This is a genomic window from Curvibacter cyanobacteriorum (genome assembly GCF_028649475.1).
Lineage (GTDB): Bacteria > Pseudomonadota > Gammaproteobacteria > Burkholderiales > Burkholderiaceae_C > Curvibacter > Curvibacter cyanobacteriorum.
Window position 1 is genome coordinate 183858 of record NZ_JAQSIP010000005.1, and the last position, 23870, is coordinate 207727.

The 23870-nt window shown below is 68.9% G+C and carries 24 protein-coding genes and 1 riboswitch; of the genes, 19 read left to right on the forward strand and 5 right to left on the reverse strand.

The window, feature by feature from the left end; genetic code table 11:
* Window positions 1–14 precede the first annotated feature (14 nt).
* The 5 genes from PSQ40_RS12785 to PSQ40_RS12805 are packed head-to-tail and all read left to right on the forward strand — an operon-like array spanning window position 15 to window position 6479.
* On the forward strand, window positions 15–2951 hold the full coding sequence (locus PSQ40_RS12785) for an EAL domain-containing protein (protein ID WP_273951909.1): 2937 nt from the start codon (window positions 15–17) through the stop codon (window positions 2949–2951).
* Window positions 2944–3183 (forward strand): hypothetical protein, encoded by a 240-nt coding sequence (locus PSQ40_RS12790; protein ID WP_273951911.1) that lies wholly within the window; start codon window positions 2944–2946, stop codon window positions 3181–3183. Before PSQ40_RS12785 ends, PSQ40_RS12790 begins: the two co-directional genes overlap by 8 nt.
* Window positions 3180–4064 carry an HDOD domain-containing protein gene (locus PSQ40_RS12795; RefSeq protein ID WP_273951912.1) on the forward strand — a complete coding sequence of 295 codons (885 nt, stop codon included), beginning with the start codon at window positions 3180–3182 and terminating at the stop codon, window positions 4062–4064. Before PSQ40_RS12790 ends, PSQ40_RS12795 begins: the two co-directional genes overlap by 4 nt.
* Complete coding sequence (locus PSQ40_RS12800) at window positions 4061–5032, forward strand: ATP-binding protein (protein WP_273951913.1); 972 nt, start codon at window positions 4061–4063, stop codon at window positions 5030–5032. Before PSQ40_RS12795 ends, PSQ40_RS12800 begins: the two co-directional genes overlap by 4 nt.
* A complete protein-coding gene (locus PSQ40_RS12805; protein ID WP_273951914.1) occupies window positions 5022–6479 on the forward strand; it encodes an HD domain-containing phosphohydrolase in 1458 nt (485 codons plus the stop codon). Before PSQ40_RS12800 ends, PSQ40_RS12805 begins: the two co-directional genes overlap by 11 nt.
* A 151-nt stretch (window positions 6480–6630) precedes the next feature.
* Here PSQ40_RS12805 and PSQ40_RS12810 read toward each other — a convergent pair whose 3' ends face one another.
* Window positions 6631–8616 carry a monovalent cation:proton antiporter-2 (CPA2) family protein gene (locus PSQ40_RS12810; protein ID WP_273951915.1) on the reverse strand — a complete coding sequence of 662 codons (1986 nt, stop codon included), beginning with the start codon at window positions 8614–8616 and terminating at the stop codon, window positions 6631–6633.
* An 80-nt stretch (window positions 8617–8696) separates the two neighbouring features.
* On the opposite strand from PSQ40_RS12810, the gene PSQ40_RS12815 reads away from it, so the two are divergent.
* The 4 genes from PSQ40_RS12815 (at window position 8697) to PSQ40_RS12830 (ending at window position 11792) form a co-directional block, all read left to right on the forward strand.
* A complete protein-coding gene (locus PSQ40_RS12815; RefSeq protein WP_273951916.1) occupies window positions 8697–9674 on the forward strand; it encodes a KpsF/GutQ family sugar-phosphate isomerase in 978 nt (325 codons plus the stop codon).
* Between the two features lie 8 nt (window positions 9675–9682).
* Entirely contained in the window at window positions 9683–10270 is a 588-nt protein-coding gene (locus PSQ40_RS12820) for a KdsC family phosphatase (RefSeq protein WP_273951918.1), read from the forward strand.
* 62 nt (window positions 10271–10332) lie between these two features.
* A complete protein-coding gene (lptC, locus tag PSQ40_RS12825) occupies window positions 10333–10974 on the forward strand; it encodes an LPS export ABC transporter periplasmic protein LptC (protein ID WP_273952045.1) in 642 nt (213 codons plus the stop codon).
* Between the two features lie 23 nt (window positions 10975–10997).
* A complete protein-coding gene (locus PSQ40_RS12830) occupies window positions 10998–11792 on the forward strand; it encodes an SDR family oxidoreductase (protein ID WP_273951919.1) in 795 nt (264 codons plus the stop codon).
* Between the two features lie 167 nt (window positions 11793–11959).
* Here PSQ40_RS12830 and PSQ40_RS12835 read toward each other — a convergent pair whose 3' ends face one another.
* The 3 genes from PSQ40_RS12835 to PSQ40_RS12845 all read right to left on the reverse strand — a co-directional run bounded on the left by PSQ40_RS12835 (window position 11960) and on the right by PSQ40_RS12845 (window position 13522).
* Window positions 11960–12451, reverse strand: coding sequence for an RNA recognition motif domain-containing protein (locus PSQ40_RS12835; RefSeq protein ID WP_273951920.1), 492 nt, complete (start codon window positions 12449–12451; stop codon window positions 11960–11962).
* A 277-nt stretch (window positions 12452–12728) separates the two neighbouring features.
* The gene (locus tag PSQ40_RS12840; protein ID WP_273951921.1) at window positions 12729–12959 is read right to left on the reverse strand and encodes a zf-HC2 domain-containing protein; all 231 of its coding nucleotides are present in this window, start codon (window positions 12957–12959) and stop codon (window positions 12729–12731) included.
* Entirely contained in the window at window positions 12956–13522 is a 567-nt protein-coding gene (locus PSQ40_RS12845; protein WP_273951922.1) for a sigma-70 family RNA polymerase sigma factor, read from the reverse strand. Before PSQ40_RS12845 ends, PSQ40_RS12840 begins: the two co-directional genes overlap by 4 nt.
* Window positions 13523–13713: 191 nt before the next feature.
* Between PSQ40_RS12845 and PSQ40_RS12850 the strand changes: the two genes are divergently transcribed.
* The 4 genes from PSQ40_RS12850 to PSQ40_RS12865 all read left to right on the forward strand — a co-directional run bounded on the left by PSQ40_RS12850 (window position 13714) and on the right by PSQ40_RS12865 (window position 16390).
* Complete coding sequence (locus tag PSQ40_RS12850) at window positions 13714–14013, forward strand: BufA1 family periplasmic bufferin-type metallophore (protein WP_273951923.1); 300 nt, start codon at window positions 13714–13716, stop codon at window positions 14011–14013.
* 27 nt (window positions 14014–14040) lie between these two features.
* A complete protein-coding gene (locus PSQ40_RS12855) occupies window positions 14041–14970 on the forward strand; it encodes a DUF692 domain-containing protein (RefSeq protein ID WP_273951924.1) in 930 nt (309 codons plus the stop codon).
* Window positions 14967–15845, forward strand: coding sequence for a DNA-binding domain-containing protein (locus tag PSQ40_RS12860; protein ID WP_273951926.1), 879 nt, complete (start codon window positions 14967–14969; stop codon window positions 15843–15845). Before PSQ40_RS12855 ends, PSQ40_RS12860 begins: the two co-directional genes overlap by 4 nt.
* A 74-nt stretch (window positions 15846–15919) precedes the next feature.
* Complete coding sequence (locus PSQ40_RS12865) at window positions 15920–16390, forward strand: DoxX family protein (RefSeq protein WP_273951927.1); 471 nt, start codon at window positions 15920–15922, stop codon at window positions 16388–16390.
* Between the two features lie 101 nt (window positions 16391–16491).
* Here PSQ40_RS12865 and PSQ40_RS12870 read toward each other — a convergent pair whose 3' ends face one another.
* On the reverse strand, window positions 16492–17694 hold the full coding sequence (locus tag PSQ40_RS12870; protein WP_273951928.1) for an ammonium transporter: 1203 nt from the start codon (window positions 17692–17694) through the stop codon (window positions 16492–16494).
* Window positions 17695–17864: 170 nt separating this feature from the next.
* A riboswitch (yybP-ykoY riboswitch) is annotated at window positions 17865–18059 on the forward strand.
* Between the two features lie 3 nt (window positions 18060–18062).
* On the opposite strand from PSQ40_RS12870, the gene PSQ40_RS12875 reads away from it, so the two are divergent.
* The 6 genes from PSQ40_RS12875 to otnK all read left to right on the forward strand — a co-directional run bounded on the left by PSQ40_RS12875 (window position 18063) and on the right by otnK (window position 23866).
* Window positions 18063–18626, forward strand: a complete 564-nt coding sequence (locus PSQ40_RS12875; RefSeq protein WP_273951929.1) for a TMEM165/GDT1 family protein — start codon at window positions 18063–18065, stop codon at window positions 18624–18626.
* A gap of 164 nt (window positions 18627–18790) precedes the next feature.
* Entirely contained in the window at window positions 18791–19927 is a 1137-nt protein-coding gene (gene metX / locus PSQ40_RS12880; RefSeq protein ID WP_273951930.1) for a homoserine O-succinyltransferase MetX, read from the forward strand.
* Window positions 19924–20508 carry a methionine biosynthesis protein MetW gene (metW, locus tag PSQ40_RS12885; protein WP_273951931.1) on the forward strand — a complete coding sequence of 195 codons (585 nt, stop codon included), beginning with the start codon at window positions 19924–19926 and terminating at the stop codon, window positions 20506–20508. The genes metX and metW overlap by 4 nt, the downstream gene beginning before the upstream one ends.
* Window positions 20509–20606: 98 nt before the next feature.
* The gene (locus tag PSQ40_RS12890) at window positions 20607–21389 is read left to right on the forward strand and encodes a FadR/GntR family transcriptional regulator (protein ID WP_273951932.1); all 783 of its coding nucleotides are present in this window, start codon (window positions 20607–20609) and stop codon (window positions 21387–21389) included.
* A gap of 282 nt (window positions 21390–21671) precedes the next feature.
* Window positions 21672–22574, forward strand: a complete 903-nt coding sequence (gene ltnD / locus PSQ40_RS12895) for an L-threonate dehydrogenase (RefSeq protein ID WP_273951933.1) — start codon at window positions 21672–21674, stop codon at window positions 22572–22574.
* Entirely contained in the window at window positions 22571–23866 is a 1296-nt protein-coding gene (otnK, locus tag PSQ40_RS12900) for a 3-oxo-tetronate kinase (protein WP_273951934.1), read from the forward strand. The genes ltnD and otnK overlap by 4 nt, the downstream gene beginning before the upstream one ends.
* The last annotated feature ends 4 nt before the right edge of the window (window positions 23867–23870 follow it).

Consider the following 23870-nt stretch of genomic DNA (forward strand, 5'->3'; position numbering starts at 1 on the left):
GACACAGGTTCGCCATGACGCACCCCTCTGAGCCCCGTGCCGACGACGCCAGCGCCACCCAGCGCCTGCGCAGCCAGTTGTTTGACCTGGCGCCGGTCGGCCTGTGCCTGCTGGTGGCCGGCCAGCCCCAACTGGTCAACCGGCGCTTTGCCCGCATGCTGGGGGGGGACGGGCGCGAGACCGAGCTGGGCCCCAGCGACTTGCTGCGCCGCTGGCCGGCGCTGTGGCCGCAGCTGCACAACATGGGCGACGAGCACCGCGTGGTGGCCTTCGAGCGCCCCGGGTTCGCGGCCTTCAATGGCCGGGCGTTTTCACGCCCCATCAAGGCGCTGGGCGAGCAGCGCGAAATCATCACCCTGGTCGACGCCGCGCAACTGAACTGGATGCGCTTTTCCAGCGACTGGCAGGCCCGCATGCTGGCCCTGACCGAGTCGATGAGCCACACCGGCTCGGCCGAACTGGACCTCGACAGCGGCCAGGCCGTGGCCTCGCGCGGCCTGGCGGCCCTGCTGGGCCACCCCGACCTCGGGGGCGTGCAAAAGGCCTGGCGCCTGCTGCGCTGGGTTCCCCAGGAGGAGCGAGGCTACGTGGCCTCGATCTGGGCCGCCGCCATCGACGACGAGCCGTTCGAGTTCCAGCACCGGCTGCAAACACGCGACGGCCAGCGGCTGGAGGTCCTGCACCGCGGCATGGTGGAGGTGTCGCCCGACGGGCACCGGCGCGGCTACATGACGCTGCAGAACATCACCGCACAACGCGCCGCCGAACAACGCATCCAGGAGCTGGCCAACCACGACGAGGTGACCGGCCTGCCCAACCGCAAGCAGCTGCTCGACCGCATCGACGCGGCAGTGCACGCGGCCAGCTGGGACCCGCGGTCTTTCGCGCTGCTGTCGATCCAGATCGACCCCATCGACCAACTGTCGCAGGCCATGGGCTACGGCGCGGGCGATGCCCTGGCCATGGCGGTGGCCGCGCGGCTCAAGGCCCTGGGCGGCGCGGACACCCTGGTGGCGCGGGTGGGCAGCGGGGAGTTCGCGCTGCTGCTCGGCGAGGCCGAGAGCACCTCGCCCGAGGCGCTGCAGCAGATCGCGCGCCGCGTGATCGAGTCACTGGCCCGGCCCGAGCGCCTGGGCTTCGCCGAGATCGTGCCGCTGGCCCAGATCGGGGTGGCCAGCTTCCCCTGCGACGCGCAAAGCGCCAGCCAGCTGCTGGAGGCCGCCCAGACCGCGCGCCTGGGCGTGCACGGCACCGGCGAACAGATCGCCTTCTTCACGCCCGAGATCACCGCCCAGGCGATGCGCCGCCTGGCCATCGAGTCGGGCCTGCGCCACGCCATCGAGCGCGAGGAGCTGCGCCTGCAGTTCCAGCTGCAGATCGACCTGCAAAGCGGCCAGGCGCTGGGCGCCGAGGTGCTGCTGGCCTGGCACAGCGAGACCCTGGGCGAGGTGGCCCCGGAGGAGTTCCTGCCGGTGGCGCGGCAGACCGGCCTGATCGTCTCGCTGGGCGACTGGCAACGTGAAACCGCCTGCGCGCTGCTGCAACGCTGGATGGGCCAGGGCCTGCGCCCGCTGCGCCTGGCGTTGAACCACTCGGTGCTGCAACTGCAGCAGCCCGACCTGGTCGCCAAGGTGCAGCGCAGCCTGCTGAGCCATGGCGTGCCGGCCCACCTGCTGGGCATGGAGGTGGCCGAACAAGCGGTGATGGCGGGCTCGGCCGACGTGGCGCGCAAGCTGACCGAGCTGCGCGCGCTGGGCATCGAGATCGCCCTCGACGACTTTGGCACCGGCTACTCCAACCTCAGCCAGCTGCGCCGCCTGCCGGTCGACGTGCTCAAGGTGCACCGGTCCTGCGTACCCGATGTGACCGCGGCCTCGGGCGCCGTGTCGCTGACCCGCGCCATCATCAACCTGGCCCACAGCCTGCAGATGCAGGTGCTGGCCGAGGGGGTGGAGACCGACGGCCAGCTCACCCTGCTGATGGCCAATGGCTGCGACCGCATGCAGGGCACCGCCTTCAGCCCGGTGGTCAGCGCGGCCACGCTGGAGGCCCAGCTGCGCGACGAGCCGCCGCGCCTGCCCGAACACCTGCTGCGCCGCCCGCGCGAACGCACCCTGCTGCTGGTGGACGACGAACCCAACATCGTGTCGGCGCTGAAGCGCCTGTTCCGCCGCGACGGCTACCGCATCATCACCGCGGCCAGCGGTCAGGAAGGGCTGCAGCGCATGGCCGAGTACGAGGTCGACGTGGTGCTGTCCGACCAGCGCATGCCGGGCATGACAGGCGTGGAGTTCCTGCGCCGCGCCAAGGAGCTGTACCCCGACACCGTGCGCATGGTGCTGTCGGGCTACACCGAGCTGCAGTCCATCACCGATGCGGTCAACGAAGGGGCCATCTACCGCTTCCTGACCAAGCCCTGGGACGACGAACGCCTGCGGGTGCATGTGCAGGAAGGCTTCCACCAGAAAGGACTGGCCGACGAAAACCGCCGCCTGGCCCATGAGGTGCGCCAGGCCGGCGAGGAGCTGACCACGGTGAACGCGCGGCTGGAAAAGATCCTCAGCAGCCAGCAGGCCCAGATCGACCTGGAGGAAGCCCGCGCCACGCAGGCGCGCGACATGATGGACCTGCTGCCCCTGCCCGCGGTGGCGGTCGACAACCAGGGCCTGGTGGTGATGGTCAACCTCGAGGCCCAGGCCCTGTTCGGTCCCGGCCCGCTGCTGGGGCAGAACGCCGACAGCGCGCTGCCGCCCAGCCTGGCCCGCCTGTGGCAAACGACAGCCGACGCGGCGCCCGACAGCGCCACGCTGACGCGCATCGACCTCACCCTGCCCGGCGGCGCCTGGCAGGCCCAGGCGCGGCGCTTCGGCCCCGCCAGCGCCGCGGGCTGGCTGCTGGTGCTCAACCCCGTGGCGCCCCCGACCCTGGCAGGAGCCACCGCCCATGGCTGACCTGAGCCCGAGCCCCCCCGCCACCGACCCGCGGCCCGCCCCCGCCACGGCGGTGGGTGATGGCGTTGGCGCCGCGTCCACGGGGCTCGCCACCGCCCTGACGCCGACGCCCGAGGCGGCCCAGGCGGCCACCGTGGCACGGCTGAACCACCTGTTCCGGCGCAGCCTGGCACGGGGGCAGGTGCACCCCTTGCAGATCGCCCTCTACCAGCACCGGGGGGTCCAGGCATGAACACCTTGCTCGTCGCTCCCCAGCTGCTGACCCTGTGCCGCGAGTCGCTCGCGCGCAGCGTGCGCCAGTTGCCGTCCCTGCCCGCGGTGGTGACCCAGCTGATGGACCTGATGCAGCGCCAGGACGTCAGCCTCGAGCAGGTCAGCACCACGCTGTCGCTCGATCAGGCGCTGTCGGCCCGCGTGCTGCAACTGGCCAACTCACCGTTCTATGGCGTGTCGGGTCGGGTGCATTCGATCCGCGATGGCGTCAGCATCCTGGGCCTGCGCCAACTGGGCACCCTGGTGTTGGCCGCGGTGCTGAGTGCCCAGTTCGAGCACCTGCATGGCCGCGCCCTGCGCCTCGACGAGTTCTGGCGCCATGCGATCGCCTGCGCCGTGGCCGCGCGGGCGCTGGCGCAATCGCAGGGCATGGACCCGGCTATGGCCTTCACCGCCGGGCTGCTACACGACGTGGGGCGGCTGGTGCTGGACCAACAACACCCGGCCGAGATGAGCCAGGCGGTGGCCTGGGCGCAGGCCCATGACCTGTCGCACGAGGAGACCGAATCCGAGCTGCTGGCGGTCAGCCACAGCGAAGTCGGGGGCTGGGTGGCCGACCACTGGCGCCTGCCCGTCAGCGTGGTGGCCGCCATCCAGGGGCACCACCAGCCCCCGGCGAGTGCCCAGCTCAGCCTGACCGACCTGGTGCATGTGGCCAACGCCATCGCCCATGCGCTGGACCTGGCCGGTGCCAGCGACGAGGCCGTGCCGCTGATGAACCCCGGCAGCTGGGCGCGGCTGGGTCTGCGCCCGACCGAACTTCCCCCCCTGCTGCAACAGATCGAGCAGGAATTCCAAGAACTTCGGGCCGTGCTGCGCCCGAGCCAGGAGACCCCATGACCCCCTCGATGGTGGACAGCCCGCTGTCCGAAGCCGCCCTGGACCTGATGTCGGTCAACCAAGTGCGCGCCCTGGTGGGCGAACTGGTCAAGGCCAACGACGACCTCAAGGAGCTCAACAGCAAGCTGTCCGACGCGCGCAGCAAGCTGATCCAGTCGGAGAAGCTGGCCTCGATCGGGCAGTTGGCGGCGGGCGTGGCGCACGAGATCAACAACCCCATCGGCTTCATCTTCTCGAACTTCAGCACGCTCGAAAAGTACTTGCAGGACCTGTTCCAGATGCTCGACGCCTACGAGCAGGCCACCGCCACGATGGGCGAGCACCCGGGCGCCGCGCGCCTGCGCTCGCTGCGCGAATCGCTCGACATCGACTACCTCAAAGAAGACATCCCGACGCTGATGAGCGAGTCGCGCGACGGCATCCAGCGGGTGCGCAAGATCGTACAGGACCTGAAGGATTTCTCGCGCGTGGACGCGCGCCAGGAGTGGGAATGGGCCGACCTGCATGTGGGGCTCAACTCGACGCTCAACATCGTCAACAACGAGATCAAGTACAAGGCCGATGTGGTCAAGGCCTACGGCGAACTGCCCGAGGTGCAGTGCCTGCCGTCCGAGCTGAACCAGGTTTTCATGAACCTGCTGGTGAACGCCGCGCACGCGATCGGCAGCGAACGTGGCACCATCACCCTGCGCACCGGGGTGGAGGGCGACGAGGTGTGGGTCGAGGTGCAGGACACTGGCCACGGCATCGCCCCCGAGAACCTGTCGCGCATCTTCGACCCGTTTTTCACCACCAAGGCGGTGGGGCAGGGCACGGGCCTGGGCCTGTCGCTGTCCTACGGCATCGTGAAGAAGCACGAAGGCCGCATGAGCGTCAAAAGCGAGCTGGGCAAGGGCACGTCGTTCAAGGTGAACCTGCCGATCAGCCGCCCGCATCCGCAGCAGCAGGAGGTTTCCGATGGACACTGAGCTGGACACCCAGGACCCTGGCGACACCCCGGACGCCCAGACCGGTCTGGCCACCACCGAAGTCCCGGCCCTGGCCACCCTGGCCGCGGCCGCGGTGCAGCCCTGGACCGTGCTGTGCGTCGATGACGAGCCCAGCATCCTGTCCGCGCTGCGGCGGGTGCTGCGCGCCGAAGGCTGCCGCCTGCTGACCGCCACGGGCGGTGTGGAGGCGCTGGCCATCCTGGCCACCGAATCGATTGATGTGGTGGTCAGCGACATGCGCATGCCGGGCATGGACGGCGCCCAACTGCTGGCCAAGGTGCGTGAACAATGGCCCCAGACGGCGCGCATCCTGCTGACCGGCTATGCCGACATGGACGCCACCATCGCGGCCATCAACAACGGCCAGATCTACCGCTACATCCACAAGCCCTGGGACGAGCACGAGCTGCGCCTGACGGTGCGCCAGGCGGCCGAACGCCAGCAACTCGAACGCGAGCGCCTGCGCCTGCACGACCTCACCGAAGCCCAGAACAAGGAGCTGACCGAGCTCAACATCGGCCTGGAGGCGCGGGTGGCCGAGCGCACCGCCGAGCTCAGCGTGGCGCACGACCGGCTCAAGCGCAACTACCTCAACATCATCCGCACCTTCTCGAGCCTGCTCGAGCTGCGCGGAGGCGTGATGGCGGGCCACGGCAAGCGGGTGGCCGATCTGGCCCGGCGCATGGGGGTGGCTCTGGAGCTGCCGACCGAGCAGATCCAGGACCTGTTCGTGGCCGGTCTGGTGCACGACCTGGGCTTCACGGCCATCCCCGAGAACGTGCTGACCATCCCGCAGATGCTGTTGGGCCCGGCCGAGATGAACGCCTACCGGCGCCACCCGGTGCTGGCGGCCCAGGCCCTGATGGCCCTGGACGACATGCAGGGCGTGATTCCGATCATCCGCGGTCACCACGAACGCTTTGATGGCAAGGGCTTCCCGGACCGCCTGATGGGCCAGGACATCCCGCTGGGCGCGCGCATCGTCGCGGTGGCCGACCACTACGACGACCTGGTGCACGGGCACATCACGGGCAAGCCGCTCAAGGACGACCAGGCCAAGAGCCTGTTGCAGCGCGGCGCCGGCGAGCAGTTCGACCCCGAGCTGCTGGCCCTGCTGATCCGCCTCACCGAAGAGCAGCCCAGCCACCATGTGCTCAAGGAAGTGCGGGCCGCCGAGCTCAAGCCCGGCATGGTGATTGGCCGCGACCTGAAGACCGCGGAGAACGTGGTTCTGCTGGCGGCAGGCCAGGTGCTGAGCACGGGCCTGGTGCAGCGCATCCAGCGCTTTGAGGAACGTGAAGGCAGCCCCGTGGTGCTGTGGGTGCGCGACACCAGCGCGGGCACGCCCGCGGCGGGGGCCCACCCCAGACCGGGCACCGCCGCCAGCGCCGCCGGGGCCGGGGCGCGGGCGGCCGCAACCCACTGAGGGGCGCCACCTGGCCTGGCCTCGCCACGTCAGCGCGGCAGGCGAGGGCAGACAGGTGCCAACGGGTACCGACAAGGCCCGGTGGGTACGGTCGGTTGGAATCGGTTGGGGTCGGCCAACACGGTGGGGACCGGTGCGCCGCGCCAGCGGCTCAGCCGCGCATCAGTTTGTCCTCGGCCAGCGCCAGGGGCTCGGGTCGGCCCGACAGCACCAGGGTGTCACCACCACACAGCACGGTGTCGTCTGTCACCGCCACTGGCTGGCCCTGGCTGCGGCGCAGGCTGACCACGCGCACGCCCATGGCGTGCAGGGCCAGCGAGCCCAGCGGGCGCCCCAACGTGCGCGCGGCCTCGGCCAGGCTGACGGTGTGCAGGCGCTCGTGGTCACGCTCGTGGCCGCCGTCGTCGTCGGCGCCGTGGAAGTAACCGCGCAGCATGTTGTAGCGCGCGTCGCGTTGGTCCTGCACCACCCGGATCACGCGGCGCATCGGCACCCCCACCAGGGCCAGCGCGTGGCTGGCCAGCATCAGCGAGCCCTCGATGGCCTCGGGCACCACCTCGGTGGCCCCCGCGGCCTGCAGCTTCTCGAGGTCGTGGTCGTCCTGGGTGCGCACGATCACCGGCACATGGGCCGCGTGCGAACGCGCATTGGCTAGCACCTTCATGGCGCCCGGCACGTCGAGGTAGGTCACCACCACGGCACTGGCGCGCGCCAGGCCGGCCGCCATCAACGCCTGCAGGCGCGCGGCGTCGCCGAACACCACCGAATCGCCGGCCGCCGCCGCCTTGCGCACCCGGTCGGGGTCCAGGTCCAGCGCCATGTAGGGGATGCCCTCACGCTCCAGGATGCGGGCCAGGTTCTGGCCGCAGCGGCCGTAGCCGCAGATGATGACGTGCTTGCTGGTGTTGATCGACTTGCGCGCGATGGTGGTCATCTGCAGCGACTGCTGCAGCCATTCGCTGGACACCAGCTTCATCACGATGCGGTTGCTGTACAGGATCAGGAAGGGCGTGGCCAGCATCGACAGCACCATGGCCGCGAGGATGGGGTTGATCAACTCGGGCGCCAGCAGGTTGCGGTTCTGCGCCAGCGACAACAGCACGAAGCCGAACTCGCCCGCCTGCGCCAGGTACAGGCCGGTGCGCAGCGACACCCCGGTGGTGGCCCCCAGGCTGCGCGCCATCAGCGTCACCAGGCCCAGCTTGAAGAACACCGGCAGCAGCAACAACACCAGCACCAGGCCCCAGCGCTCGAGCACGATGTGCCAGTCCAGCATCATGCCGATGGTGATGAAGAACAGGCCCAGCAGCACGTCGTGGAAGGGCCGGATGTCGGTCTCCACCTGGTGCTTGTATTCGGTTTCGGACACCAGCATGCCCGCGATGAACGCGCCCAGCGCCAGGCTCAGCCCAGCCAGTTCGGTCAGCCAGGCCAGGCCCAGCGTGATCAGCAGCAGGTTGAGCATGAACAGCTCGTCGCTCTTGCGCCGGGCCACCAGGGTCAGCCACCAGCGCATCACCTTTTGGCCCCCCACCAGCAGCAGGGTCACCAGCACCGCGGCCTTGAACAGGGCCAGGCCCAGCTCCGCCAGCAACTGGTTGGGCGGGCTGCCCAGGGCCGGGATCAGCACCAGCAAGGGCACCACGGCCAGATCCTGGAACAGCAGCACGCCCATGACGCGCTTGCCGTGCTCGCTTTCCAGCTCCAGCCGCTCGGACATCAGCTTGACCACGATCGCGGTGCTGCTCATGGCCATGGCACCCGACAGGGCCAACGCGGTCTGCCAGCTCATGCTCCACAACGTGGGGGCCATGACCGCCAGGAAGGCCGAGCCCAGCGTGGCCAGGCCAATCGTCAGCAACACCTGCAACAGGCCCAGGCCAAACACATGGCGGCGCATGGCGCGCAGCTTGGGCAGGCTGAACTCCAGGCCGATGGCGAACATCAGGAACACCACGCCGAACTCACCCAGGTGGCGCACGCCTTCGGAGTTTTGCGCCAGGGCCAGAGCGTGCGGGCCGATCAGCACCCCAGCCATCAGGTAGCCCAGCATCGGGGGCAGCTTGAGGGTGCGACAGCCCACCACACCCAGCACTGCTGCCAAGAGGTAGAGCAGAGTGAGTTCGAGTGAAGTCATAGCCTTTGATACTAGCCCAGCGGCATGGCTTATGCAGCTTTCAGGCCAGCTTTCGCAGGGGGCGCCGATAGAATCGGCGCATGACTTTCGACCCCACCCAGGTGCTGCGCCGCGCTCAGCAGACTTTTGACATCGAGGCGGCGGCCGTGCAAGGCCTGCGCGCCCGCACTGGCGCCCCGTTCGTGGAGGCGGTGCGCCGCGTGCTCAACAGCCAGGGTCGGGTGGTCGTCACGGGCATGGGCAAGAGCGGCCATGTGGGGCGCAAGATCGCAGCCACGCTGGCCTCCACCGGCACCCCGGCCCTGTTTGTGCACCCGGCCGAAGCCAGCCACGGTGACCTGGGCATGATCACCACCGCCGATGTGGTGCTGGCGATCTCAAACAGCGGCGAGTCGGCCGAGCTCGACGCCATCCTGCCGGTGATCAAGCGCCTGGGCGCACTGCTGATCGGCATGACCGGGGGCGCCCAATCCTCGTTGGCCCGCCACGCCGACATCGTGCTGGACAGCGGCGTCGAGAAGGAAGCCTGCCCGCTCAACCTGGCCCCCACCGCCAGCACCACGGCCCAGATGGCGCTGGGAGACGCGCTCGCCGTGGCCCTGCTGGAGGCGCGTGGCTTTGGCACCGAGGACTTTGCCCGCTCCCACCCCGGCGGGGCGCTGGGCCGCAAGTTGCTGACCCATGTCAGCGACGTGATGCGCAGCGGCAGCGCCGTGCCCCGGGTGACGCCGGACACCCCCTTCATCGAACTGATGCGGGAGATGAGCGCCAAAGGCCTGGGCGCCTCGGCCGTGGTCGACGACGCCGGCCGCCTGCTGGGCATCTTCACCGACGGCGACCTGCGCCGCCTGATCGAAAACGGGGTCGACCTGCTCAGCGTGCGCGCCCGCGACGTGATGCACGCCCAGCCGCGCCGCACCCGCGTGGACGCGCTGGCCGTGGACGCCGCCGACCTGATGGAACAACACCGCATCACCTGCGTGCTGGTGTGCGATGCTGACGACCTGCTGGTGGGCGCGGTGCACATCGGCGACCTGATGCGCGCCAAAGTGATTTGAAGGCCCCCATGAGCCAGAGCCAGACCCCCGCTGCCGCCTCGCTGCCTGCGCTGCGCCCCGCCTTGCAGTTCGACCCCGAGCTGCTGCTGCAGGCGCAGGCCGTGAAAGTGGCCTTTTTTGACGTCGATGGCGTACTCACCGACGGCGGCCTGTACTTCTCGGAGCACGGCGAAACGCTGAAGCGCTTCCACACCCTGGACGGCCATGGCCTGAAGCTGCTGGCGCGCGTCGGCATCACGCCGGTGGTGATCACCGGCCGCGACTCCAAGCCCCTGCGGCTGCGCCTGCAGGCCCTGGGCATCGAGCATGTGCATTACGGCACCGAGGACAAACGCCCGGCGGCCGAGCAAACCCTGCAGGCCCTGGGCCTGGACTGGTCGCAAGCCGCCGCCATTGGCGACGACTGGCCCGACCTGCCGGTGCTGCGCCGCTGCGCGCTGCCGGTGGCCCCACCCAACGCCCACCCCGAAGTGCTTACCTGCGCCCGGTACGTGACGCAACGGGCCGGCGGCCAAGGCGCGGGCCGTGAACTGGCCGACCTGCTGCTGGTGGCCAGCGGCCACTACGCCCGCCTGCTGCAGGACCAGTCCGCATGAGCCCCGCGGCCGCCCCCACGCCCGCCCCCCGCGCGCCCCGGCCTCGACCGCCGGCGCTGCGCATGGCACGGCTGTGCATGGACCACCTGTCGATCTACCTGCCGGTGATCCTGATGGCGGTGCTGGCCCTGGGCACCTACTGGCTGGTGCGGACCACCCCGGTGTTTGCGCCGGCCGGCCCGGCGCAGCCCCCCCGCCATGACCCTGACTACTTCATGCGCGATTTCTCGGTCAAAACCTTTGCCCCCGATGGCCGCCTGAAGAGCGAGGTGCGCGGCACCGAAGCCCGCCATTACCCGGACACCGACACGCTCGAGATCGACCAGGTGCACATGCGCTCGTACAGCACCGAAGGCCATGTCACCGCAGCCACCGCCAAGCGCGCGCTGAGCAACAGCGACAGCTCCGAGGTGCAGTTGTTCGGCAACGCGGTCGTGGTGCGCGAGGCCATCACCCAGGCCAACGGGCGAGCGGTGCCGCGGATGGAGTTCCGCAGTGAGTTCCTGCACGCCTACACCGACACCGAGCGCGTCAAAAGCCATTTGCCGGTCGAGCTGATCCGGGGCAACGACCGCTTCGTGGGCGACAGCATGGTGTTCGACAACCAGGAACGGGTGCTCGAATTGAAAGGCCGGGTGCGCGGCACCCTGGTGCCCACACCGACCGCCAACGCGGCCAAACCGTCCCCCCGGCCGGCGCGCTGAGCGCCGCCCGCCCCCACCGCGCCATGGCCCCAGCCAAGCCCCTGGTCTTCATCACCGGTGCCTCCAGCGGCATCGGCCAGGCCCTGGCCTGGCGCTACCACCAGGCGGGTTGGCGCCTGGCCTTGGTGGCACGGCGGGTCGAACTGATCGAGGCCTGGGCCCAGACCCAGGGCCTGGCCCCAGGCGACTGGGCGGCCTACCGGGCCGATGTGGCCCAGCCCGACGAGATCATTGCGGCGGCCCAACAGTGTCTGGCACAGCAAGGCCTGCCGGAGGTGGTGATCGCCAACGCCGGCATCAGCGTCGGGGTGGACACGGCCGACCGGGCCGACCTCGACGTGCTGGCCCGGATCTGGGCCACCAACAACCTGGGCCTGGCCGCCACCTTCCACCCGTTCATCGCCCCCCTGGTCGCGCAACGCCGTGGCACCCTGGTGGGCATCGCCAGCGTGGCGGGGGTGCGTGGCCTGCCGGGCCACGGCGGCTACTGCGCCAGCAAGGCCGCGGTGATCAGCTACTGCGAGAGCCTGCGCGGCGAGATGCGCCCCCACCAGGTGCGCGTGGTGACGCTGAGCCCGGGCTACATCGACACCCCGCTGACGCAGCAAAACCGCTATGGCATGCCGTTCCTGATGCGCCCCGAAGCCTTTGCCGAACAGGCCTTCCGGGCCATCTCGGCAGGGGTGCGACACCGCGTCATCCCGTGGCAGATGGGGCTGGTGGCCCGCTTGCTGCGGGTCTTGCCCGACGCCTGGTTTGACCGCCTGCTCAGCGGCCGGCCGCGCAAGCACCGACAAACCGAACGCCGCCCCGACTGAAAAGGGTCCCCCCGGGGCTGGACCGCGCCGGGGAGGCGTCAGTGCCCAGCGCCACGGGGCGCCGACGGCAATCGGGCTTTGAGCCGGCCATGAAAAAAGGCCCCGAAGGGCCTTGTGGTGACCTCGGCCATCACGCCGAGGTCGGGGGGCAGATGCCGGGCCGGCGATCAGTAGCCGTTGCCACCGCCGTAGCCGCCACCACCGTAGCCGCCACCACCGCCGCCGCCGTAGCCGCCACGGCCACCGCCGTTACCGCCACGGGGACCCGCGCCGTAGGGGCTGCGGAAACCACCTTCGCCGCCGCCACCACCGCTGCGGCCACCGCCGAAGCCGCCGCCACCACTGCGGCCACCGCCGCCGTAGCCGCCGCCGCCACCACCAAAGCCGCCACCGCTGCGCGGGGGACGGGGTTCCATCGGACGGGCTTCATTGACCACCACGCTGCGGCCACCCAGGGATTGACCGTTCATGCCATTGATGGCAGCTTGGGCTTCTGCATCGCTGCCCATTTCAACGAAACCAAAGCCCTTGGAGCGACCCGTGTCGCGCTCCATCATGACCTTGGCACTGGCCACGGCACCGAACTGGCTGAAAGCCTGTTCGAGATCGTTGTCGCGCACCGAGTAAGGCAGGTTGCCGACGTACAGTTTGTTGCCCATCAAGGGACTCCTCAAAAACACATGAACAAAGCGATGGAGTCCCGAAAACGCACACTTCGGACGCGAACCTGACCGATCACCGCAAGCTTGCACGGCTTGAAAACCATGCGCTGTTATTAAAACCGTGGAATCTTCAAAAAAGCAAGCTTTTTTTCATCTGTTTCTTTGGTGCCACTTTATCACCCTGAAATGCAGGGTGATTGGCCTCAATGAAAACCCGGTGTCAGCTGATTTTGTTGCGCTGGCTGGGGGGCTGAGGGGGCGCAGCGCCCCGGTCTCAAGGCCGCTCGGGCGGGTCAGCAGGCGCGGCATCACTGCCCTGGTCCACCTGGTTGCGCCACTGGGTGAAGGCATTGCGCATGGTCAACACCTGCTTGGCAAACAGGGGGCAGGCATCGCACATCGCCAGGTGCAGGCGCAGGGCCAGTCGCTCCTCCAGGCTCAGGGAGCGGTCTTCGCGGGCCAGCAACAGGGCCGCGGTTTGCTGACAGTTGCGCTTGAGGATCATGGTGAGGTCGTCCGGGGCGTGGCGAACCAGTGGAGGTCGAGGCACTCGCGCAGACGCAGTCGGGCGCGGTGCAGTTGCACATACAGGTTGGTCGCGCTGAGGTTCAATTCCTTGCAGATTTCTTCGCAGGACAGTTCCAGCCATTCACGCATCAAGAACACCCGGCCCATGGTGGGCGGCAGGCGTTCGGTGCAGGTTTCCAGCACCTCAATGAACTGGCGCGACTGCAAGCGCTGCTCGGGGCTGCCCCAGTCGGCAGGGCGTTCGGCAAAGTGCCCGTTGGCGGTGAAGCTCAACGCCTCGAGCGCCTCGCCCTCGGGGTCGGATTCGTCCCAGGCCACCTCGCGCGTGCGCTGGCGCAGTTGGTCCACCACCTTGTGTTTGAGGATGCCCACCAACCAGGTTTTGAGCTGCGACTGCTGTTGAAAGGCCTGCGGGCGGTTCAAAGCCGCCAACAGGGTTTCTGACACGGCGTCTTCGGCCCAGGCGTCATTGCGCAATTGCAGGCGGGCAAAACGCAGCAAATAGGCGCGGTGCTCGACCAGTTGGTGTTCAAAACTCATGGCGGCAGTGTATTGAATGCAGGCCGATTTGGGCCGAATTCAATGGTTAATCCGCCCCATGACAAAGCCGAGGCAAAAAAAATCACATCCGCTGTAAGAATGCACCCGCTGCCCAGACTAACCCTCAACCCGCCAAACAGGCAGATCCGCTTGTCCCGGGTTGACCCCCTTCAACCACCAGGAGAATGACCATGAACCAACGAGCCCTCTTCGCCGCCGCAGCCGCCACCGTGCTGTCTTCCGCCCTGCTGAACATGGCCCCGGCCGCCGCCCAGGACATGGGCAAAGACATGGGCAAGGAGAAGTGCTATGGCATCGCCAAGGCCGGCCAGAACGACTGCGCCAACCTCAGCGGCAGCCACTCCTGTGCCGGCCAAGCCAAGACCGACATGAGCAAGGACGAGTGGAAGTACGTGGCCAAGGGCACCTGCAAGCAGATGTCCGGCCTGACCGCCGACGAAGCCAAGATGAGCATGACCAAGAAGATGTAAGCCCACCCCGCCGCAGCCGCCCTGACCATGCGCTACCACGCCCCGCACAGTGCCCCCGCCATGACCGAGTTCGTCGGCATCGGCTGGCGCCAGCCCCACTACCGCCCGCTGCTGGAGCAGCCACCCGCACTGGGTTTTCTCGAGGTGCACTCGGAGAACTTTTTCGGCGGCGGCGGGGCGGCGCTGGGGGTGCTGATGCAGGGCCGCGACCACTACCCCATCAGCCTGCACGGCGTGGGGCTGTCGCTGGGCTCGGCCTGTGGTCTGGACCCCTGGCACCTGGACCAGCTCGCCCAGCTGGTCGAGCGCATCGACCCCGTGCGGGTCAGCGACCACGCGAGCTTTGCCCGCGCCACGCTGCCCGGCCAAAGCGCGCCCCACCACGGGGCCGACCTGCTGCCCGTGCCCTGGACCGAGGCCGCCCTCGACGTCATGGCCGAACAGGTCGAGCAGGTGCAAGAGCGCCTGCGCCGCCCGCTGGCCATCGAGAACCTCAGCGCCTACCTGAACTGGCCCGAGCGCGACATGGACGAGGCCGACTTCCTGGTCCGCCTGTGTCGCCGCACCGGTTGCCAGCTGCTGGTGGACCTGAACAACCTGCATGTGAACGCCCAAAACGACTGGCGCTGCCGCCAAGGCGCCGGGACCCCGGCCCCGCTCGAGGCCTTGTTGGCCCCCTCGCGGGACTGGCTGCGCGCCGTGCCCGCCGATTGCGTGGCCGAGATCCACCTCGCGGGCCACAGCGACGACGGCGCGCTGGTGATCGACGACCACAGCCGGGCCGTCGCGCCCCCAGTCTGGACCCTGTACCGCGAGGCCCTGCAGCACTGGGGCCCGCGTCCCACCCTGATTGAATGGGACCACGACCTGCCCACGCTGCCCACCTTGCTGGCCGAGGCCGACCTGGCGCGCCAGCACCTGGTGAACCTTGCCGTCCCGGTGGCCGTGACCCCATGACGCCCGAACGCAGGGCGCTCGCGGCGCAACAGAACCGCCTGCTGACGGCCATCTGGCGGCCTGCCATGGGCGCCGCCGCGAGCGCCGAACAGCCCAGCGGCTTGGCAGAAGGCCCCGCCTGGCCCGACGCCGGCCTGCAGGCCTACCGCGGCAACGCGCAGGCTTTGGCCGAACGCGTGTTCAGCGCCGCCTACCCGGTACTGCGCCAGTGCCTGGGCGAGACCGACTGGGCCGCCCTGGCGCGCCACCAGGGTCAGGCCCAGCCACCACGCCGGGGCGACCTGGCCCACTGGGGCGACACCCTGGCCGACGGCCTGACCGAACTGCTGGCAGATCCCCGCCATGCACTGCCCCCCTGGCTGCCCGAACTGGCGCGCGCGGAGTGGCGTCTGCACCGACTGGCGGCGCTGCCCGACAGCCCTGCCGACCCCGCCAGCCTGAGCCGCCTGGTGCACGAAGCGCCCGAAACCCTGGCGCTGCGACTGGCCCCGGGCACCGAGGTCTGCCACAGTCCCGTGCCCATCGCCAGCCTGCTGTGGGCCCACGGGGCGGGCACCGAGGCCGGCCCGCTCCAGCCGCCCGAAGCACCTGACCCACAGGCCCTGCAAGGGGTGGGGGCCAAGCTGCGGGCGGGTGAATCAGAAACGGCCCTGTTTTGGCGCGCCGGTTGGCGCCCGCGGGTGCAGTCGCTGAACCCTGCCGAAGCCGCCTGGTTCGAGGCGCTGCTGAGCCAGCCGAACCTGGGCGCAGCGCTCGATGCCTTCGGTCAGACCGGCCTGACGCTGGACCTGAGCGCCTGGCTGACCGAGGCCCTGCAGCAGCAATGGCTGCTCGCCGTGGTCGACGCCCCGGGGCCCAGCGGCCCGTCCAACTGACCGGGGCGACCGACCCCGCCCCACCACCCTCCGCCCCCACCTCACGCGGTGCAACACCCGCCCAAGGAGCCCCCATGCCCTGCCTCTGGAAAACCCTTTTTGACACCCACGCGAAACTGGCCCGTGGCCTGGAGACCTTGCAGCCGCTGGCGGCCTTGGCCGCGCGCCTGCATGTGGCGCAGGTGTTCTGGCTGTCCGGCCTGACCAAACTGCGGGACTGGGACATCACCCTGTCGCTGTTCACAGAGGAGTACCACGTGCCCCTGCTGCCCCCGGCCTGGGCCGCGGTCATGGGCACGGGGGGCGAACTGTTGCTGCCTGTGCTGCTGGTGCTGGGCCTGGCCGGGCGGGTGCCCGCCTTGGGCTTGAGCGTGGTCAACGCCGTGGCCGTGCTGTCGCTGAGCGACATCCCCCCCGCGGCCTGGCAACAGCACCTGTTCTGGGGCAGCCTGCTGGCCGGCCTGGCCCTGTGGGGCAGTGGACGCTGGAGCGCCGACGCCTGGCTGGCGCCGCGTTGTCAGGCCTACTTTGCGCGCGCTCGCTGAGACCGCGGGCCCCCCGCGGGCAGGGTGATGGGCCGGGTCGGCCGCCGCCGCCACGGCCCCGGGGCCGGCACCTCGAGGCGCCTGTGGCCCCCTGGGCTGGCTTACCAGCTGACCTCGCGGTCCGGGGTGGAGCGGATCTTGTGGATGCTGAGGTCTGCGCCCTCGAACTCTTCCTCCTGCGACAGGCGCAGGCCCACCGTGACCTTCAGCAGGCCGTACACCACAAAGCCCCCCAACAAGGCCCAGCACACGCCGAGGGCCGTGCCGATCAACTGCGCGCTGAACGCCACGCCGCCCAGCCCGCCCAGGGCCTGGCTGCCAAACAAACCGGCGGCCAGACCGCCCCAGGTGCCGCACAGGCCGTGCAGGGGCCAAACGCCCAGCACGTCGTCGATCTTCCACTTGTTCTGCGTCAGCGTGAACATCACCACAAAGATGGCGCCCGCCACCGCGCCCACCACCAGGGCACCCAGCGGGTGCATCAGGTCGGAGCCCGCGCACACGGCGACCAGGCCGGCCAAGGGGCCGTTGTGCACGAAGCCCGGGTCGTTCTTGCCCAGCACCAGGGCGGCCAGGGTGCCACCGACCATGGCCATCAGCGAGTTGACCGCCACCAGGCCCGAGATCTTGTCCAGGGTCTGGGCGCTCATGACGTTGAAGCCGAACCAGCCCACCACCAGGATCCAGGCCCCCAGGGCCAGGAAGGGGATGTTCGACGGCGGGTGGGCCGAGATGGCGCCGTCCTTGCGGTAACGGTTGGCACGCGAGCCCAGCAGCAACACCGCGGGCAGGGCGATCCAGCCGCCCACGGCGTGCACCACCACCGAGCCGGCGAAGTCATGGAACTCCTCGCCGGTCACGCTCTTGATCCAGGCCTGCACACCAAAGTGCTGGTTCCAGGCAATGCCCTCGAAGAAGGGATAAACAAAGCCCACGATGACCGCGGTGGCCATCAACTGGGGCCAGAAGCGGGCCCGCTCGGCAATGCCGCCCGAGATGATGGCGGGAATGGCCGCCGCGAAGGTCAGCAGGAAGAAAAACTTCACCAGGTCATAGCCATTGCGCGCGGCCAGGGTTTCGGCACCGACAAAGAAGTGCGTGCCGTAGGCCACGCCGTAGCCGACCAGGAAGTACATCACCGTCGAGACGGAGAAGTCGACCAGGATCTTGACCAGGGCATTGACCTGGTTTTTGTGCCGGACCGTGCCCAGCTCCAGAAACGCAAAGCCGGCGTGCATGGCCAAAACCATGACTGCGCCCAGCAAAATGAACAGCGCATCCGCGCCCTGTTTTAGTGCTTCCATACCGTCCTCGTGGCAAGAAATGAACCAATCTGGTGCAGCAATTTCGCAGCAACCTGTTTGGCACCAGAAGCAAGCAAAAACTGCGCCATAACAGTGAATGCCGCCTTGATCTGGTGCCACGGCGCCAATGTGGTGCACCCCCCAGTGCGGCGGCCATGGGCTAAAATGGCGCTCTGTTCAAGGGGGAGTAGCCTCCCTTCATTTCTGAGAGGGGTTTGCGTCAACAGACTTGCGCGCGCACTGCAACTGTGCCCGGGCATGGCGCAAACGGTTGTCCGGATCTGGCGAGACCTTTGACTGCGCAGCCTCCGTTTTTGGCCGGAGGGTGCTGTGCAGTCATGGGTTGAATCCGGCCGGAGTATCTTTTCTTGGAAGCTTTTCTCATCTCCACAGGCATCGTCGCGCTCGCCGAAATGGGCGACAAGACGCAGCTGCTGTCCCTCGTGCTCGCGGCCCGTTTTCGCAAACCCTGGCCCATCGTGCTGGGCATCCTGGTCGCCACACTGGTCAACCACGGCCTGGCTGGTGCCGTGGGCGCCTGGGTCACCACGTTCTTGGGCCCGCAGTGGCTGCGCTGGATCCTGGGGGGCTCCTTCCTGGCCATGGCGGTCTGGATGCTGATCCCCGACAAACTCGACGACGACGAGACCCCCTCGGCCCCCCGCTTTGGCATCTTCGGCACCACCGTGGTGGCCTTCTTCCTGGCCGAAATGGGCGACAAGACGCAGATCGCCACCGTCATGCTGGCGGCCCAGTACCAGGCCTGGTTCGCGGTGGTGGCCGGCACCACGCTGGGCATGATGCTGGCCAACGCCCCGGTGGTCTGGCTCGGAGACCGGCTGACCCGTCGGGTACCGATCCGCCTCGTGCACCTGGTGTCAGCGGCTATCTTTGCGGTGCTGGGCCTGATCGCCCTGTTCGCACCGGCCTGACGCCCCGCAACCAACCCGGCGGCGGCTTGCTATACTCGGCGCACCTGGTCACAGGGCGCCGATTTGATTTCTGCTTGCGGGCGCCGGAACCTCAGAGTTCCGAAATTCAGCTAAAGACGACATCAACCCGGTTTCGTTTTTGGCGAACCGGGTTTTTTGTTGCCATGAGTTTTTTAGCCACACCTCAGTTCCTGACTTTCGATGAGCCGCTGGCCTTGCAAAGTGGCGCCTCGATCCGCGACTACACGCTTGCCTACGAAACCTACGGCACGCTGAACGCCGACCGCAGCAACGCGGTGCTGATCTGCCACGCCCTCAACGCCTCGCACCACGTGGCCGGCGTTTACGAGGGGCAGCCCAAGTCCGAGGGCTGGTGGGACAACATGATCGGCCCGGGCAAGTCGGTGGACACCAACCGCTTCTTTGTCATCGGTATCAACAACCTGGGCTCTTGCTTTGGCAGCACCGGGCCCATGCACACGCACCCGGACACCGGGCGCGTGTATGGCGCCGACTTTCCGGTCATGACGGTCGAAGACTGGGTCAACGCCCAGGCCCGGCTGCTGGACGCCCTGGGCATCCAGCAACTGGCGGCCGTGATGGGCGGCAGCCTGGGAGGCATGCAGGCGCTGAGCTGGACGCTGCAGTACCCCGAGCGCATGCGCCACGCGGTGGTGGTGGCCAGCGCGCCCAACCTGAACGCCGAGAACATTGCCTTCAACGAGGTGGCGCGGCGCGCCATCGTGACCGACCCCGACTTCCACGGTGGCCACTTCTACGAGCACAACGTGGTGCCCAAACGCGGCCTGCGCATCGCGCGCATGATCGGTCACATCACCTACCTCAGCGACGACGTGATGAACGAAAAGTTCGGCCGTGAACTGCGCGAGGCGGTGGTCGACAGCGCCACGGGCTACCGCTATTCGACGCAGGATGTGGAGTTCCAGATCGAGAGCTACCTGCGCTACCAGGGCGACAAATTCAGCGAGTACTTCGACGCCAACACCTACCTGCTGATCACGCGCGCCCTCGACTACTTCGACCCGGCGCGCGCCTTTGGGGGCCAGCTCAGCGCGGCGCTGGCCCAGGCGCGCTGCCGCTTCCTGCTGGTCAGCTTCAGCACCGACTGGCGCTTCTCGCCCCAGCGCAGCCGCGAGATCGTCAAGGGCCTGCTGGACAACCGCCGCGACGTCAGCTACGCCGAGATCGATGCCCCGCACGGCCACGACGCCTTCCTGCTCGACGACCCGCGCTACCTGAATGTAGTGCGCACCTACTTTGAACGCGAGGTGGCCGCATGAGCGACGCCCAGAACCTGCGCAGCCTGGCCGCCCTGGTGCCCGAAGGCGCCCGCGTGCTCGACCTTGGCTGCGGCGACGGCGCCCTGCTGGACCTGCTGCAACGCGAACGCGGCTGCACCGGCTATGGCATCGAGATCGACGACACCAACGTGCTGGCCTGCGTGAAGCGCGGAGTCAACGTGATCCAGCTCAACCTCGACGAGGGCCTGTCGATGTTCGACGACGCGTCCTTCGATGTGGTGCTGCAGATCGACACGCTGCAGCACCTGCGCAACGCCGAAGTGATGCTGCGCGAGACCGCCCGCGTGGGCAAGACTGGCATCGTGGCCTTTCCAAACTTTGGCCACTGGCCCAACCGCCTGAGCATCCTGCGCGGCCGCATGCCAGTGACCAAGCGCCTGCCCTACCAGTGGTACGACACGCCCAACATCCGCGTCGGCACCTACGCCGACTTCATCGACCTGGCTCACAAGAACGCGCTGCGCATCGTCGACTCGTTCGGCCTCGAGCAGGGCCGCGAGGTGCGCTGGCTGCCCAATGCGCGCGCCGGCACCGCGGTGTTCAAGTTCGTGCAGCGCTGAAGCCCCCGGCGGGCCCCGGGCTGGGGTAAACCGCAGCCCGCATTCGGCAGCCCCTGGGGTAAAGTTGTACGACCAATTTTCACCCTGTCTGCCTGTTCATGCCCTCCCGGTTCCAATCCGTCACCCCTGGCGCTCGCCTGTCTGATCAGGTCGCTGATGCGCTGGCCGCTGAAATCAAGGCGGGGCGGCTGGCGGTCGGCGCCAAGCTCCCCACCGAAGCGGTGCTGGTGGCGCAGTTCGCGGTCAGCCGCACCGTGGTGCGCGAAGCCGTGTCGCGCCTCAAGTCGCTGGGGCTGGTCGATTCGCGCCAGGGCAGCGGGGTGTATGTGCGGCCGCAGGGCTTTGCACCGCTGAACTTTGACGCGCGCTATGCGGTGTCCAAAAGCGCGGTGGTGCAGATGGTCGAAGTGCGCCGCGGCCTGGAGGCCGAGGTCGCCGGCCTGGCCGCCGAGCGCCGCAGCGCCGACGACGTGCAACGCGTGCGCCAGGCCATCGAAGCCCTCAATGAAGCCGTGCGCCAGGGCGGCGACGGGGTCAACGAGGACGTGCTGTTCCACCGCGCCATCGCGGACGCGGCCTGCAACCCGTTCCTGATCAGCACCCTCGAGTACCTGAGCCAGTTCCTGCGCGGCGCCACCCAGGTGACGCGCGCCAACGAGGCCCGCCGCGCCGACTTTGCGCGCCAGGTGGCCGAGGAACACGAGCGCATCTACCAGGCCATCGCGGCCGGAGACCCGGTGGCCGCCCGCGCCGCCGCCGCGGGCCACATGGACAACGCCATCCGCCGCATCGAGCTGGCCGACCCGGCGTTCTGGCAACAGCAAGGGGAAGCCTTGGCCCGACCACTGACCACGGCCTTGAGCGCCGACCCCAGCCGCTGAGCCTGTGGGGCTTGGGGTTTTCCCGCTGGTCGTCCGATCCACCGAATTTGTATGATAACCATATGAATTAAGCCTTTGGGCCGCCCGCCACGCTGCCCGGTCGGCGCGCCCCGGCCGACCCCGTGCGCGCCGGTCAGTGGCTGAAGCCAAAGCCAATGCACCCCACTGATTGGGGGCCCACCAGGCCTGGGCGCGCTGCGGGTCGATCGGATGTTGAACGATTGACCACGGCGCAGAGCCGCGCTTTTTTGACCCACCTCACCTAAGACAAGGACCTCCGCCATGACCAAGACCATCGGCTTCATCGGTTTGGGCGCCATGGGCGCCGGCATGGCCGGCTCGCTGCGCCGCGCCGGCCACCAACTGCAAGTGTTTGACGTGCGGCGCGAAGCCGCTGACGCCTTTGCCGCCCAGGGCGGTGTGGCCTGCGCGTCGCCGGCCGACGCCGCGCGCGGCGCCGATGTGGTGATCTCGGTGGTGGTCAACGCCGCCCAGACCGAAGCGGTGCTGTTTGGTGATGGGGGCTGCGCCGCCGCCATGTCGCCGGGTGCGGTGTTCGTGATGTGCTCGACCGTCGACCCCAACTGGTCCGCCGCACTGGAGCAGCGCCTGCAGGCCCTGGGCCTGGGCTACCTCGACGCACCGATCTCGGGCGGCGCCGCCAAGGCCGCCAGCGGCCAGATGACGATGATGACCTCGGGCCAGCCCTCGGTGTACGAGCGCTGCGGCGACCTGCTCGACGCCATGGCCGCCAAGGTCTACCGCCTGGGCGACCAGGCCGGCGCCGGCAGCAAGGTGAAGATCATCAACCAGCTGCTGGCTGGCGTGCACATCGCCGCAGCCGCCGAGGCCATGGCCCTGGGCCTGCGTGAGGGTGTCAAGGCCGAGGCGCTGTACGAGGTCATCACCAACAGCGCCGGCAACAGCTGGATGTTTGAAAACCGCATGGCCCATGTGCTGGCCGCCGACTACACGCCGCTGTCGGCCGTGGACATCTTCGTCAAGGACCTGGGCCTGGTGCTGGACACCGCCCGCGCCAGCAAATTCCCGCTGCCGCTGTCGAGCACCGCGCACCAGATGTTCATGCAGGCCTCGACCGCCGGCTATGGCCGCGAGGACGACAGCGCCGTGATCAAGATCTTCCCGGGCATCCAGCTGCCCACCAAGCCGGAGTCGCAATCGTGAGCCGCGCCCCGCTCAAGCTCGGCTGCATCGCCGACGACTTCACCGGTGCCACCGACCTGGCCAACAACCTGGTGCGCGCCGGCATGCGCGTGGTGCAAACCATTGGCGTGCCCGGCGAGCCCCTGGCCGCCGACGTGGACGCGGTGGTGGTGGCGCTCAAGTCGCGCACCATCGCCCCGGCCGACGCCATCGCCCAGTCGCTGGCGGCGCTGGCCTGGCTGCAGGCGCAGGGCGTGCGGCAGTTCTACTTCAAGTACTGCTCGACCTTTGACAGCACCGCCGAAGGCAACATCGGCCCCGTGGCCGAGGCCCTGATGGACGCGCTGGGCACCGACTTCACCATCGCCACGCCGGCCTTCCCGGACAACAAGCGCACGGTGTTCAAGGGCTACCTGTTTGCCGGTGACGGCCTGCTCAACGAGAGCGGCATGCAGAACCACCCGCTGACCCCCATGACCGACCCGAACCTGGTGCGCGTGCTGCAAGCCCAGACGAAGCGCCGCGTCGGTCTGATCGACTACAACGTGGTGGCCCAGGGCGCCGACGCGGTGCGCGCGCGCATCGCCGCGCTGCGCGCCGAGGGCGTGGGCCTGGCGGTGGTGGACGCCATCTCCAATGCCGACCTGCTGCGCATGGGCCCGGCGCTGGCCGACCTGCCCCTGCTGACCGCGGGCTCGGGGGTGGCGATTGCGCTGCCTGCCAACTTTGGCCTGGCGCCGTCGCCGCAGGCCGCCGCCCTGCCGGGCGCCCAAGGCCTGCAGGCGGTGGTGTCGGGCAGCTGCTCGGTTGCCACCAACCAACAGGTCGCGCATTTCATCGCCAGCGGCTGCCCCGCCCGCGCCATCGACCCGCTGCAGCTGGCCGGCGGCCCCGAGGCCAGCGCCCGCGTGGTGGCCGACGCCCTGGCCTGGGCCCAGCCGCTGCTGGCCAGCGGCCCGGTATTGGTCTACTCGACCGCCGAACCCGCGGCCGTGAAAGCCATCCAGGACCAGCTCGGCGTGGCCGAGGCCGGCGCCCTGGTGGAGCACACGGTGGCCGCCATCGCGCGCGGCCTGGTGGCCTTGGGCGTGCGCCAGTTGGTGGTGGCTGGCGGCGAGACCTCTGGTGCCTGCGTGCAGGCGCTGGAGATCAGCCAGATGCAGATCGGCCCGCAAATCGACCCGGGCGTGCCTTGGTGCCATGCGGCCTCGCCCGTGGCCCCCGAGGCCGGCTTGCACCTGACGCTGAAGTCAGGCAACTTCGGCAGTGTCGACTTTTTCAGCAAGGCCTTTGGGCAACTCAGCCCCGCCTGAACCG